This is a genomic window from Bacillus norwichensis (genome assembly GCF_014836955.1).
Taxonomy (GTDB): Bacteria; Bacillota; Bacilli; order Bacillales; family Bacillaceae_C; genus Siminovitchia; species Siminovitchia norwichensis.
On the sequence record NZ_JACSPV010000014.1, the window covers coordinates 41,323 to 53,941 of the forward strand.

The following is a 12,619-nucleotide window of genomic DNA, read 5'->3' on the forward strand; positions in this document are numbered from 1 at the left end:
GCCAGAGCCTATCCCGGCTTTAAGCGATCTTAATTTGTCATACAATCGATCATTTTTTAAATCAATCTCAAAGGAGGTATCGTTTAAAATAAAAGTAGAAAAGTCAGAGGAGGCGCAGATGAATAAACTAAAGAATTTAACTTTGGAACAGTTGATTCCGAAAGTACTACAGGCCGTGCTCAATATTTCACTCATTTTCCTAGCAATTATCTTATCCGCGCTACTTGTTCAAGAGCTGTTCATTTTCGGCCAAATTCTGCTAGAAAAAGAAAACAATGATTATAAGCTTTTCTTGGCAAATATCCTTCTTTTCTTTCTTTACTTTGAGTTCATCACCATGATCGTCAAGTATTTTAAAGAGGATTATCATTTTCCCCTGAGATACTTTCTTTACATCGGTATCACAGCGATGATCAGATTGATCATCGTCGATCACGACCATCCCATCAATACTTTGCTTTATTCGCTCGTCATTCTTATTCTGATCATCGGTTATTTCATTATGAATATTACTCCACGTGAGAGGCCTGACAGCAAGTGGTTTTTTAAAAAGAAAAACGATGGATCTCCGGGAACATGATTATCATAGTGTCGATTATAGATAGATAAAAAACACGGGTTAATTGATTAGATCGATCCTAATCAATTAACCCGTGTTTCTTTCCTTATCTGCCCTTTGATTGAGCCACTCCCACTTATTCATTGAGCTACACCCTTCACATTCCTTGAAGCAGGAGTCTTCTGCTGGGAGATGAAAAACTCCCTGATTTCTTCTAATGTCAATCCCATCTGCCTAGCTAGTGTAATCAACTCCACCCACTCTTGATCTAATGCCACTTTCAAAATAAGGGCCCCCTCCTTATGTATCTGTAGCAATTAAAAACATTTTACCGTACAAAGGTTAAAATCAAGTTAAAAAAATAAAATGTTGGGAAAATTAATTTGTTTTTTAAAAAATAAAAGACCGTCTAAGGTTTTAATAAGAGCTAGACGGCCTTAATTCGGGGAAATTGAGATTTTTTTATTGGGAAAATTTTAGAGGTAATGCTTTATTTGATGATTTCCTACGGAGAGTTTATAACCGAATCCTCTCTCTGTCTGAATGTATTTTGGCTTTTTAGGGTTATCCTCAATCTTTTTTCTCAAGGTGCTTAAATTGACCTGGACTGTTTTCAAATCTGCATTTGAATCCATTCCCCATATACGATCATAAAGCTGTTCTGCACTGAATACTTGGTTTGGATTTTGGGCCAGGTGGAAGAGAAGCATCTTTTCTTTGGTAAACAGGTCGACTTTCTGGTTATTTTTATAAACAGTCTTATTCATAAGGTTGATTGTTAAATCTCCCAACCTTAAAACTTCGGAAGCTGCCAAACCGGTTCTTCTAATATTTGCTTTAACTCTGGCAATCAACTCAACAGGGTCGAATGGTTTAATAATAAAGTCGTCACAACCGATCTCGAAACCCTCAAGTACGATACTTTTTGACTTTTCTCCAGTAATAAAGATGAGAATGCCATCGGACTTTTCTCTGAACTTCCGGGCAACATCAAAGCCATTTTGGTCCGGAAGGTGAATATCTAGCAAGAGAATGTCAGGCGCCGCTTCATCAATTAAACGCATCCCCTCAGATGCGCTTGCTGATGAAAGGACGATAAACCCTTCCTTCTCTAGATAAAGACGGAGAATAGTGATAATGGAGTGCTCGTCTTCAACAATTAATATTTTAATTGTATTCATGGCAATCCCCTTCCTGATTCAGCTACGAGAGAACCCTTCTCTATGAGATAAAAGCATGAAAGAGTTTTGGGGAAGGGTTACAAAAAAACAATTAAATTAGTGTTTAATTATTATATCAATTTAGTTCCCTCTATTCATAACTTTACAAATATTGTCGAACGATTTCTGAAAAAAGCGGGAGTTCCTCGGGTAAAATTGGGACTAAAGTTTGGATATGATAGGGAGTTCGTGATGAAAATAAAACAAACAACCCTTTTTTTCGCTATAACTTTCTTTTTGGTAGCTTGTTCAGCGAAAGAGGATAGAAATGATGCAGAGTATGGAGCATATATCATGAACCACTTTTCAAAGGCCGAAACGGAAAAATTGAATGGGGAGTGGGAATTCTACTGGCATAACCTGCTTTCACCTGATGACTTTAAAAGTGGGGGTCAACCAGCGCCCGATGTAATGAAGGTGCCTAATCCATGGAGCAGCTATGAGTTGGATGGAGAACGGCTGCCCCAACAGGGATATGCGACCTACCGCCTGCAAATAGTATTTCCGCAAAATGAGGTGGGAACAGTCAAAGCCCTTTATGTACCAGAAATTTCTTCAGCTTTTAAACTGTGGATTGACGGGGAACCTAAGGTTGGAAATGGAAAGGTTGGGAAAAGCAGAAATTCAATGAAGCCACAAAACATCCCCAAAACGGTTCAATTTCAGGTAGATGACCAGAAAGTTGAACTTGTGATGCAAGTATCTAACTATTATCAATGGAAAGCGGGGGTTGTTGACTCTATTTTAATCGGAGAGCCCGAGGCCATTGCCCAATATCGGGAAAAGAAACTTTTGTTTCGGTCGCTGATTGTGATGTGTTTGGTGGTGATGGGACTGTATCATGTGGCTTTATTTGTTTTGAGAAGAAGTGAACTGCCGCTGATTTTTTTCGGCCTGGTTTGTTTGTTCGTGTCAATGAGAGCGGTGCGTTTGGATGGGATTCTAGCCCACTATATGCTGCCATTTTTAAGCTGGGAATGGGGCAAAAAGCTCGAATATCTGGGAGCAGCCCTAGCTATACTATTTTTTGTCTTGTATACATATACGCAGTTCCCTAAAGATATGAGTCGGAGGATAAGAAATATTATTGTTGCTACGCTGGCGTTTTACGGTCTTTTCGTTATCTTGACGCCGCCCATTGTGTTTACAAATACAATGAAGCTTCTTCAACTATTTATCGTGGTTATATTGATCTATTTAATCTATGTCGATATGAGGGCGCTTATAAAAAAACGAGAAAGTGCCTTATTGAATGCTATGGCCAATCTATTATTCTTTCTGGCGATTATAAACGATGTCCTGTTTTATAATCATTTAATCAAAACGACTGAGCTGGCATCTGTCGGGCTGTTTTTCTTTTTATTCACACAGGCTATTATTATTTCTCGTCAGTATTCAAAATCCTTTAAGCACACTGAAAAGCTATCACGTGATTTGGTGAAATTGAACGCATCGCTGGAACAGCAAGTACAGGATCGGACGATGGAGCTTCAGCAAATGAATAGGGAGCTTCAAACGGCCAATCAAAAATTAAACGAAGCCCACCAATCAAGAAGCAAATGGATACGAAATATTTACCATGAAATTGCAACTCCTTTGACAACTATACGGGCTTATACGAAAGGAATATTGGATGGCGTTATTAACCCCGATAGGAAGTTCATCCAGCTTGTTCATGAACAAAGCTTGTACCTTTCCCGAATGCTGAATGATTTGCAGGACATGACGGAAATAGAGAATAGAGAGATTGTTTTTAACAGGAAGAAAGTCAACATACGCGAGTATTTGAGAAAAATTTATGATAAACAGAAGATCGATATAGAAAAACAGGGGGTTTTATTTCTATATGAAGAATTCATTTCCGAAGATGATGATCTGTTTGTGTTGATAGATAAACACAGGATTGAACAAGTTCTTGTCAATTTCCTGAAAAATGCTCAAAGATTCGTTGAGCATGGCGGAGTTATCAAATTAGGGGTTACGGAAGAGGAAGGTCAACAGCTCGTGATCAAAGTCGAGGATAATGGAGCAGGTATAAATGAAAAAGAAATCAATCTTGTATTTGAACGCTTCTTTCGAAGCAGGCGCCATGATGATATAGATAACGGATCTGGATTAGGTTTGGCGATCGCAAAGGAAATTATTGATTATCATGGGGGAACGATAGGTGCTACAAGCAAAGAAGGGGAGGGAAGCTGCTTTTATTTTAAGCTTCCAATTGTTTCCGCTGTTACAAAGACACATGGAAAATAAGGAGTTCGGGAGTTTTTGAATGGGACCTTTAATTATTTTTTCGTCTTTGAATATAGTAAGATTTAAGAATAAAATGTTTTCGGGAGTTGTTTGATGATTGATTATAAGCAAGATAAACTTCTATCTATAAAGACCACTGAGGAACAGCGGATATTTCCAGCCGAACCACATTATAACCCTTATGAACCAACCCCTTACGCGGCATTGGATCAACTGTTTTCGCGGTACAGGCTGACATCGGATGCCTGCCTTGTGGATATGGGTTGTGGAAAGGGAAGGGTCCCCTTTTATGTTCATTATCATTTCCAAGCCTCTGCCGTTGGAATCGAGATGAATCCTGCTTTGTATGAGGATGCGCTTAAGAATAAAGCAAGTTATAGCAAAAAGGCAAAGCGTAAAAGAGGAAGCGTTGAATTTCAATGTATACTGGCACAGGAATATGATATACAACCGAGAGACAACGTATTTTTCTTTTTTAATCCATTTTCTGCACAGATTTTTATGACGATCGTACAGCATATTTTGGAATCCGTTGAAAAACATCCTCGCACAATTGACCTGATTTTGTACTATCCTTCCAACGAATATGTATATTATTTGCTGAATCACACTCAGTTTAAGCTTATTGAGGAAATCAGGCTGAATTATTTTTATGAACGTAATGACCATGAACGCATTTTGATTTATCGAATGGATAAAGGAGGATCTTAAAATGGGGAATAAGTGGCATGAACGATTTGATACGGAAGAATATATTTATGGTGAGGAACCAAACTCTTTTATCAAAAGCGAAGCGGGCCGCCTGAAGGATTGCTCGGCGATAGTTTGTTTTGCTGAAGGAGAAGGGCGGAATGCTGTTTTTTTAGCCCAAGAAGGGCATAAAGTGACGGCTCTGGATTATGCGGAGAGCGGTCTTCAGAAAACGCGGCAGCTTGCTGAAAAAAATCAGGTGAAAGTGGAGACCCAGAGGGCGAACCTCTTAGAATACGAGCCTGAAGCTTCCCAATTTGATGCGGCAGTCATGGTATTTGGCCATTTTTATAGACGAGATCAAAAGAATGTCTTTGAAAAACTACTGACTGTGGTCAAGCCTGGCGGCATCATTATGTTAGAAGTGTACTCAAAAGAGCAGATTGAATATGAGACAGGCGGCCCTCGTGATGTGGAGATGCTGTATGATCCTCAAGATATGCTTGAATGGTACCGCGGCCACCGCATTATACACTTTTTTTATGGAGAACAAATCAGAGAGGAAGGAATACTCCATACAGGCAAAGCACATGTCATTCAATTGGTGTTAAAAAAGAACTGAGTGCATGTTATTACCTACTAAAGAATAGTTATCAAAAAGCAAATGGTTAATCCTACAAGCTTAAATTATAGAAACGTGATTATGATGAAGGTATTTAGAGAATGATATCTGGACCAATAGACCAAGATTCTGTCAAATTTGTTACTGCAAACTATAAAGGTGTAACTGAGTTTAAAAACTTGGTTGATCCACTTACTAGAGAAGTGATCGGAATAGAACCGTGTCTGCTACTATAATCCCTGGATGCGCATCTTGTGGGTGAGCACATTAGGGATTTTGCGGGATGGGCAGGCTCGATGATTGAAGTCTATGAGATCCAAGAAAACGAGTCTTACGATGTAACTTATGCAGGCTTAAAGGTAATTGGAGCGCGGGACATAGGCTCCCACTTCTCCTATGATGATTACCTTTCCGATATTGATGCTTTAAATATCGGAAAGCAGCTTGATGGAGATATCACTCTGAGTATCTATGATGCGTTTGTAGAATACTTTAGAGGAAATGGAGTCATGACAAGAATTGCGGACTTTTTTGAAACGAAATTCAAATCAGGCAAAGCGATAGCGGAAGACGATGCTATTGTATATTTGAATTCAGTAGCAAATGCAGATATTGCAATCGCAAGGGCTATGTTAAGGAACCCAAATTTGCCAGTACCGCATTATACAGATGAAGAAGGAAGGGCTTTGGCTAAAGCTTGGGCAGATAAGTTATATACCGATGTTTTAAATGAATAAACTCCACTATTTTGTAGTTGTATAAAATAGAGGCATTCATTCTTACTCTAAAGGTACGATTAGTTTCCCATAAGAGAGGGTTTTCCCATCCTCGCTGATGGTATACATCTTTTTGTTGAAAAGAGAGATTGTTTCTGCATCCTCTTTCCGGGAAACCAATTCCATTTCCATTCCATGATATTTATAGAGTAGAGGATAAACCTCTTTGTATACTCTAACGCTAATGACAAATTTTTCAGGGGAAGCGCTGTCCGTTAAATTTTGAGAGATTGCATAGTTATCTTTCAATGAAGGGTTGTTAATTGCAACGATTTCCTTTGAAAAGATCATCGCCGGCCACCAGATTATAATAGAACATAGCAATATTACAAAAATAAGAAAGGAAAACGCCTTTCTACGAAAATAAAGAAACGAAGCTATGTGGCAAAAAAATGCAACTATTATGTCAGTGGTCCAAGCTAAATTCCATAAGTTTATTCCGAAAGTTCTTGAGTAGATTACAAGCTCAAATGCTTGAGTTAGGATAACCATTGTTAATCTTATTATTATATATAATGCTGAAACTATCAGTAAGATCAAACATACTTTATCTCTAAAAGTAGAGGTTTTTAATCTCAATTGTCTCACCACCATTTTTAACTATACAATTTTATATTATATGTACTTTCAGCAGAGGCCTCTTTTAGAGGCAACTATAAATAAAAAGTTAACAAAAAATAGTATAGTTTTTTAATTCATCTGATTCGGATACCCAATCTCATACAGAGTGGGACGAGCCTTCTAAAGCGATGGATCGTACAAGGCTATTCGCATCTTTTAAACGGGGATAAAAAAAGTGAAGTTGACAAATTTATATCAAAATATGCTGATAAGTAATAGCTGGTGTAAACACTTAAGCCACTATAAAGAGTGGCCAACTTGTAGGGAAGGCATGTACTTTTCTCTACAAGCTTTTTTTATTTTATATTTGGATTTTTAAGTTTTGTTATAGGAAAAAGACTCCCATGGATCAAAACTTTCCTGCCAGGTGCATAGCAATCGAGTTTGAAAAAAAACACTTTTTACAAAGCGAGGCTTTTAATTATTTTTCACAAGAAAAAGAGTAATCTAAGTTAAAAAATGTCTTCTCTACGGCTATTTTACCTTCTAAATCAAGGCAGCCTTCAGAAAGAGCCCTAATTTCCATGCTATTAAAATAAATTTTAGAAGAAATTAAGAACGATTCGACTATGATAAATAATGCAACTATAATGAGTAATCGTTGTGGAATAGTTAATTTTTTCAGCCCCATTGAGTCCCCATCCCTTTTTATTTTCAGATTCCTTGTTATTGTACTATACGTGTTCTTTTTTTGCTTCACTATCCCTTTTGGTTTTATCCTACCTACTACTAATAAGGTGCTTTGCTCTTTTTTTGGCAATGATGTCAAAAGAAAGCTAAAATATAACTATAGGTGGGGATACTAAAATGGGTATATTGCTGGAAAGAATTTATGTCGGACAGCCGAAGACTGTCGGAGAAAGGGGTGCTGCTCTTCCAATGGATCGTGAATGGAAGAGTGGAATCTTTAAAGAGCCTGTCGAAGGTCCCACGTGGCTAGCGAAAACAAATTTGGACGGAGATGGACAGGCAGATTTAAAGCATCACGGAGGACCTGAAAAGGCTGTATTTGCTTACCCTTCAGAACACTATTTATATTGGAGAAAAGAGCTTCCGGATACAAAGATTTTTCCTGGTGGGATGGGAGAAAACTTTTCTTTGATAAATCAGCTTGAAAGCTCAGTTTCAATCGGAGATATTTACGGAATTGGCGATGCTGTAATTCAGGTATCACAGCCGAGGCAACCATGTTGGAAACCTGCTCGTCGGTTCAAAGTTAAGAATCTGGCATTACTATTGCAAAATTCAGGACGAACTGGCTGGTATTACCGTGTATTGAAAGAGGGGAGCATTAAAGCTGGTCAGGAGCTGGTACTGGTCGAGCAACCATATCCTCAGTGGACGATTGAAAAATGTAATAGAATCATGCATGTGGAAAAAGATAATGTAGAAGAGGCAAGATTACTGTCTCAATGTGAAGCTCTCTCGCTGAATTGGAGAACCACTTTGGCGAAGCGGATTGAAAAAGGGGAGGCCCCGGATGTTAGAAGAAGAGTGATTGGGCCGAACGAATAAGAAATTGTAAATTGAAGGGTGTTACATCCTGCGTCAATTTGTTACCCAAATGGCTTGAGTCTAGCCTGCGGTTGATTACACGAATTTATCACAAATTTCCGGGGACTTTGTGACATTTTGCTATACAATTGACAATAAGCTTCTAAGAAAGGATTCAGATGACTTTGGACCTTATTTTGACATTCATTATTTTGGCTATCACAATCATTTTATTCATGTCCAACCGGATACGAGCAGATTTAGTGGCGGTCATGGCCTTGTTGGCATTTGTTCTGACGGGAATATTAAGTCCGACAGAAGCCCTTGTTGGTTTTTCAAACTCGGTTGTTATCATGGTTGCCGGATTATTTATTATTGGGGCGGGAATTTTACGAACAGGGCTTGCACAAATGGCCAGTAACTTCGTGCTTCGTTCTGCAGGAGATAATGAGAATAAACTGTTCGTTATTCTGCTGATTATTGTAGCGTTTATCGGAACATTTATGAGTAATACAGGTACGGTTGCCATCATGCTGCCAATTGTCGTGAGTATTGCTATTAGCATAAAAAGTACACCATCTAAATTTTTAATTCCGCTGTCGTATGTGGCAAGCTTTTCCGGACTGTTGACGCTCATTGCGTCGCCTGCCAACCTGATTGCCAGCGAGACGCTTGCTGAAAACGGATTTGAAAAGCTAAGCTTCTTTGACATTACACCAGTGGGGCTTGTTGGTGTCATTACAGGCATTATTTATTTATATTTGGTTCGCAATAAGTTGCTTCCGAAGGGGAAGAACAGAGGGAATTCGGAAGACGAGTATCAGTTATCCCCGGAACAGCTTGCGGATGACTATCAGCTCGGAGGAAAACTGTTCCGAGTAAGGGTACCGGAAGACTCGGAAATGGTCGACAAGAAGCTGACGGAATTGGGAACGCCGGCTAGCTATCAAGTATATATTTTAAAAATCGTGAGAAAATCGGCAGAGGGTCTGAATTTATTGCCAATGACCTACCATGAAATGGCCGGTCCGAGTAGTGTCATCCAGCCGAAGGATATTCTTTATTTGCAGGGAACGTTGGAAAACGTGGAAAGAATGGTGGAGGACTTCGGTTTAATGTTTGAAGAAGAGGAGTCCGAGGCCGATGAGCTGGTGTCAAAACAGCTCGGAATCGCGGAAGTCTTACTGACCCCGCATTCAACATTAATTAATCAGACAGCAAAAAGCATCGGGTTTAGGGAAAAGTATAATCTGAATATCCTTGGCATCAACCGCCAGGGACAATATGTTTTGAAAGAGCCGTCAAAACAGAAGCTTCGGTTCGGGGATGCGTTGCTTGTTCAAGGGTCTTGGTCTTCAATAGAACTACTGGCGCGAGAAACGAACGACGTAGTCGTTGTGGGGCAGCCGCAAGAGCATGCCAGTGCGGCTGCTGCAAGCGGCAAGGCGCCGATTGCGGCGGGAATAGTTTTATTGATGGTTTTTCTAATGGTCTTTGATATTTTCCCTACAGTGATTTCGGTGTTAATCGGAGCGGTATTAATGATTTTGACTGGCTGTCTCCGGAATATGGATGATGCATATGGCCAGGTCAACTTCGAGACTATTGTACTTGTTGCCGCCATGCTTCCAATCGCTACAGCTTTGGAAAAGACAGGAGGTATCATGATTCTGTCGGAAGGAATCATCAAGGCGCTTGGCGGTTTAGGAAGCTTGGGTGTATTCGCCGGCATTTATCTGCTGGCTATGACGTTCGGGCAATTTATTAGTAATACGGCGACGGCCGTTCTGTTTGCGCCTATTGCGATGAACGCGGCACTGACCATCGATGCCAATCCCTACACGTTTTTAATTGGCGTCGCCGTTGCATCCAACATGGCTTTTGCAACACCTGTTGCATCACCTACAAACGCCATGGTAATGACAGCGGGGGGCTATAAGGTCTCTGACTTCGTCAAAATCGGAGTGCCATTAATGGCGGTGGTTTTTGTTGTGATGATGTTTGCGATTCCGTTTTTCTTCCCGTTGTAAGGGAAAGGAACAAAAAAGGGGTCTGGCCCCCACTGCGTTAACGCGTTAATGCAGTGGGGGCCAGACCCCTTAAAAAATCTTAATATAAGCAGCCAAAAGAACCTCCCCACGATAAAGGGGAGGTTGTTCTCAGTTCATGACATATTGCATAGATTTGATGATTCCTAGATGAATACCGTCATGCCAAGTGACGAATTGCAGGGCCGCATCAGCCGTATCCAGTTTTAGATAGCGGATGTCAACTGTTTCAGATGCTGCAATATCCAATTTTCCATTGAAAAACTCAATGATGCGCCCTTTCTGCTTTGTCAAAGCTTCTAAGATTTCCTCAATTGTTGGAGGCTCTTGTTCCCATTTAAATGGGCTTGTCCCATCAAGAAAAAAGTCGAACCATTCAGGATGAATGATGTCATAATGATGATCGGCTTTGTTTAGGTATTCTTCAGCCGTAACATATACGTGTCCAACATTCCACCGGATCGTGTTTGGAAAGCCATCAATTCGTTCATCCCAAGTGTTGTCCTTTGTATTCCTCAACGCAATCAATAAAGCGGCGCGAGAATATGCGAACATGTTTAATGTTTCCATCTCTATTCAACACCCTTTATCCTTGTTCTACACCATTATATTCGAGTAGTACAGGGACTTCCAATTATTCGATCTTTTTATCAATCATAGAGGTTGCCGATGCTAAATATAATCATTAACGTGGAGAGCTCTGTACTGTTGTTCTAGCGAGCCAAGTCTTGTATAGGCATTAGCTGTCGCTTAAAAGCTCTCTAAGACTATATGAAGCAGTAGGAGGGAAGCAATTGGATGGGTGCTTTGGCACAGTGTCTTTCTTTGAAAGGCTAAGTCTACCGATATAACTTAGTGAAGGATAAGTCTAGGGACCTAGTTTATTAAAATTTCTGTGAGAAAGGTTTCCGCATATTTTTCGTTTGTTCCCAAAGAATGTAAAAAATCCGGTAAAAATCGACAAAGGCTTCTGTGGACAGATGGTTAGGCTGCAGCGGTACCGGAAATGTGGAAGGGATGGAGGATGACATTACTTTGTTTAAACGCATGAATGAATCTGAAACCTTAGAGTAAGTTGATCGTATATATGAACACACCTGAATGAAAAGAGCTTAAAAAGCAATACGTTGCCAGTGGTGTTGTGGATTCAGCATCGATTTAGGCAAGGAATACTATCATATTTGAGGGTTTCTTCCAGCCTGCTTTTTCTGATTGGATGTGGATTCACCGGAGGATAGATATGACAATTATTTAGAGATTTTTCGACAAAAGCATGTAAGCGCTTTAAATAGGGAAAAATTAGGATGACGTTTCCTCTTTTTTCAAGTATAATCCTGAATCATAAGGTATTCAGATATGGAGAGTGCATCGACGTGAAAACGATAACAGTAAAAGACTTGATCAATAGATTTTCGTTGGAGGTTTTGGCAGGGGAGGAGCACCTGGACCGAAAAATTACAACGAACCGAGCACATCGACCGGGCCTGGAGTTTGTCGGGTATTTCGACTTCTTCCCTACCGAGCTCGTTCAGGTACTCGGGGTAAAAGAGCTGACCTTTTTAAAAAGGTTAAGTGATGAGGAACAGAAGCTGAGGATAGGGAACATCGTGAATTATCATCCCCCATGCTTCATCATCACGGCGCAGCAGGAACCCTTACGTTATTTGATGGAATACTGCATCCAGGAAGGAATTCCTTTGCTCCGTACGGATGATGATCCAACATCAGAATTTATCAGGAAAATGGATGCTTATTTGTTGAAGACGTTGGCTCCTGAAATGGCTATCCATGGTGTTTGTGTGAATGTTTCAGGTATAGGGGTCCTGCTTCGTGGAAAATCAGGCATCGGAAAAAGCGAGACTGCCCATACTTTAATCCGCAGGGGGCATCGCCTTGTAGCGGATGACATTGTTACGTTGAAAAAGCTCGGTCCTCAGACGCTCCTCGGAACGCACGATAATAGTACAAGGGAACTGCTCGCATTAAGAAGTATCGGTCTGGTCAACGTAGTCCGATTGTACGGGAGAGAGGCGTTCCAGGACCAGTCCAGAATCGTCTTGGATATTGAATTGACGAAATGGGAAGAGGACTCTCTAAACAATGAATTGGAGCTTGAATCCCAGTTCACGGATTATATGGGGGTCAAAATTCCTCATATTGAGATTCAGCTCCAGCCAGGACGTGATGTGGCAGGTCTCATAGAAGCAGCCGCCAATAACTGGTATCTTCAACGGGAAGGCTATAGTGCGGCAGAGGAATTTTCAAAGCGGTTGGGAATTGATCATTAATAAGAAAGGCGAGGTGGAGCATTGCTCCGCCTCGCCTTTCTTTATTGT

General features: G+C 40.3%; 14 protein-coding genes. 9 read left to right on the top strand and 5 right to left on the bottom strand.

Annotated elements, in window-relative coordinates:
- Positions 1–118: 118 nt before the first annotated feature.
- Entirely contained in the window at positions 119–580 is a 462-nt protein-coding gene (gene psiE, locus H9631_RS10170) for a phosphate-starvation-inducible protein PsiE (protein ID WP_191812417.1), read from the top strand.
- Positions 581–699: 119 nt separating this feature from the next.
- Here psiE and H9631_RS10175 read toward each other — a convergent pair whose 3' ends face one another.
- Together H9631_RS10175 and H9631_RS10180 are read right to left on the bottom strand one after the other, a co-directional pair.
- Positions 700–837 (bottom strand): anti-repressor SinI family protein, encoded by a 138-nt coding sequence (locus H9631_RS10175; RefSeq protein ID WP_404801731.1) that lies wholly within the window; start codon positions 835–837, stop codon positions 700–702.
- A gap of 198 nt (positions 838–1,035) precedes the next feature.
- Positions 1,036–1,740, bottom strand: coding sequence for a response regulator transcription factor (locus tag H9631_RS10180; protein ID WP_191812421.1), 705 nt, complete (start codon positions 1,738–1,740; stop codon positions 1,036–1,038).
- 231 nt (positions 1,741–1,971) lie between these two features.
- On the opposite strand from H9631_RS10180, the gene H9631_RS10185 reads away from it, so the two are divergent.
- From H9631_RS10185 to H9631_RS10200, 5 genes are all read left to right on the top strand, one after another.
- On the top strand, positions 1,972–4,032 hold the full coding sequence (locus tag H9631_RS10185; protein ID WP_191812422.1) for an ATP-binding protein: 2,061 nt from the start codon (positions 1,972–1,974) through the stop codon (positions 4,030–4,032).
- Between the two features lie 93 nt (positions 4,033–4,125).
- Positions 4,126–4,743 (top strand): class I SAM-dependent methyltransferase, encoded by a 618-nt coding sequence (locus H9631_RS10190; RefSeq protein WP_191812424.1) that lies wholly within the window; start codon positions 4,126–4,128, stop codon positions 4,741–4,743.
- Position 4,744: 1 nt separating this feature from the next.
- Positions 4,745–5,344, top strand: a complete 600-nt coding sequence (locus H9631_RS10195) for a class I SAM-dependent methyltransferase (protein WP_191812426.1) — start codon at positions 4,745–4,747, stop codon at positions 5,342–5,344.
- 101 nt (positions 5,345–5,445) lie between these two features.
- Positions 5,446–5,580: a hypothetical protein gene (locus H9631_RS22585; RefSeq protein WP_263600710.1), complete on the top strand. Its 135-nt coding sequence runs from the start codon at positions 5,446–5,448 to the stop codon at positions 5,578–5,580.
- Positions 5,581–5,598: 18 nt separating this feature from the next.
- Complete coding sequence (locus H9631_RS10200) at positions 5,599–6,081, top strand: hypothetical protein (RefSeq protein WP_191812428.1); 483 nt, start codon at positions 5,599–5,601, stop codon at positions 6,079–6,081.
- Between the two features lie 42 nt (positions 6,082–6,123).
- Here the strand turns inward: H9631_RS10200 and H9631_RS10205 are convergent, their stop codons facing one another.
- Together H9631_RS10205 and H9631_RS10210 are read right to left on the bottom strand one after the other, a co-directional pair.
- Positions 6,124–6,411, bottom strand: coding sequence for a hypothetical protein (locus tag H9631_RS10205; RefSeq protein WP_191812430.1), 288 nt, complete (start codon positions 6,409–6,411; stop codon positions 6,124–6,126).
- A 751-nt stretch (positions 6,412–7,162) separates the two neighbouring features.
- Positions 7,163–7,372 carry a hypothetical protein gene (locus H9631_RS10210; protein WP_191812432.1) on the bottom strand — a complete coding sequence of 70 codons (210 nt, stop codon included), beginning with the start codon at positions 7,370–7,372 and terminating at the stop codon, positions 7,163–7,165.
- A gap of 176 nt (positions 7,373–7,548) precedes the next feature.
- Here H9631_RS10210 and H9631_RS10215 point away from each other — a divergent pair, with 176 nt between their 5' ends.
- Together H9631_RS10215 and H9631_RS10220 are read left to right on the top strand one after the other, a co-directional pair.
- Positions 7,549–8,256 carry an MOSC domain-containing protein gene (locus H9631_RS10215; protein ID WP_191812434.1) on the top strand — a complete coding sequence of 236 codons (708 nt, stop codon included), beginning with the start codon at positions 7,549–7,551 and terminating at the stop codon, positions 8,254–8,256.
- A 158-nt stretch (positions 8,257–8,414) separates the two neighbouring features.
- Positions 8,415–10,265 (top strand): SLC13 family permease, encoded by a 1,851-nt coding sequence (locus H9631_RS10220; RefSeq protein ID WP_191812436.1) that lies wholly within the window; start codon positions 8,415–8,417, stop codon positions 10,263–10,265.
- A 129-nt stretch (positions 10,266–10,394) separates the two neighbouring features.
- Here H9631_RS10220 and H9631_RS10225 read toward each other — a convergent pair whose 3' ends face one another.
- Positions 10,395–10,853: a DinB family protein gene (locus H9631_RS10225; RefSeq protein ID WP_191812439.1), complete on the bottom strand. Its 459-nt coding sequence runs from the start codon at positions 10,851–10,853 to the stop codon at positions 10,395–10,397.
- An 803-nt stretch (positions 10,854–11,656) separates the two neighbouring features.
- Here H9631_RS10225 and hprK point away from each other — a divergent pair.
- Complete coding sequence (gene hprK, locus H9631_RS10230) at positions 11,657–12,571, top strand: HPr(Ser) kinase/phosphatase (protein ID WP_191812441.1); 915 nt, start codon at positions 11,657–11,659, stop codon at positions 12,569–12,571.
- The last annotated feature ends 48 nt before the right edge of the window (positions 12,572–12,619 follow it).

What these genes read in the sequence shown, in the direction of transcription:
- H9631_RS22585 (WP_263600710.1), top strand. Translation starts at nt 5,446, where the DNA reads ATGATATCTGGACCAATAGACCAAGATTCTGTCAAATTTGTTACTGCA.
- H9631_RS10205 (WP_191812430.1), bottom strand. Translation starts at nt 6,411, where the DNA reads ATGATCTTTTCAAAGGAAATCGTTGCAATTAACAACCCTTCATTGAAA.
- H9631_RS10215 (WP_191812434.1), top strand. Translation starts at nt 7,549, where the DNA reads ATGGGTATATTGCTGGAAAGAATTTATGTCGGACAGCCGAAGACTGTC.
- H9631_RS10220 (WP_191812436.1), top strand. Translation starts at nt 8,415, where the DNA reads ATGACTTTGGACCTTATTTTGACATTCATTATTTTGGCTATCACAATC.
- H9631_RS10195 (WP_191812426.1), top strand. Translation starts at nt 4,745, where the DNA reads ATGGGGAATAAGTGGCATGAACGATTTGATACGGAAGAATATATTTAT.
- H9631_RS10190 (WP_191812424.1), top strand. Translation starts at nt 4,126, where the DNA reads ATGATTGATTATAAGCAAGATAAACTTCTATCTATAAAGACCACTGAG.
- H9631_RS10180 (WP_191812421.1), bottom strand. Translation starts at nt 1,740, where the DNA reads ATGAATACAATTAAAATATTAATTGTTGAAGACGAGCACTCCATTATC.
- H9631_RS10185 (WP_191812422.1), top strand. Translation starts at nt 1,972, where the DNA reads ATGAAAATAAAACAAACAACCCTTTTTTTCGCTATAACTTTCTTTTTG.
- H9631_RS10210 (WP_191812432.1), bottom strand. Translation starts at nt 7,372, where the DNA reads ATGGGGCTGAAAAAATTAACTATTCCACAACGATTACTCATTATAGTT.
- H9631_RS10225 (WP_191812439.1), bottom strand. Translation starts at nt 10,853, where the DNA reads ATGGAAACATTAAACATGTTCGCATATTCTCGCGCCGCTTTATTGATT.
- psiE (WP_191812417.1), top strand. Translation starts at nt 119, where the DNA reads ATGAATAAACTAAAGAATTTAACTTTGGAACAGTTGATTCCGAAAGTA.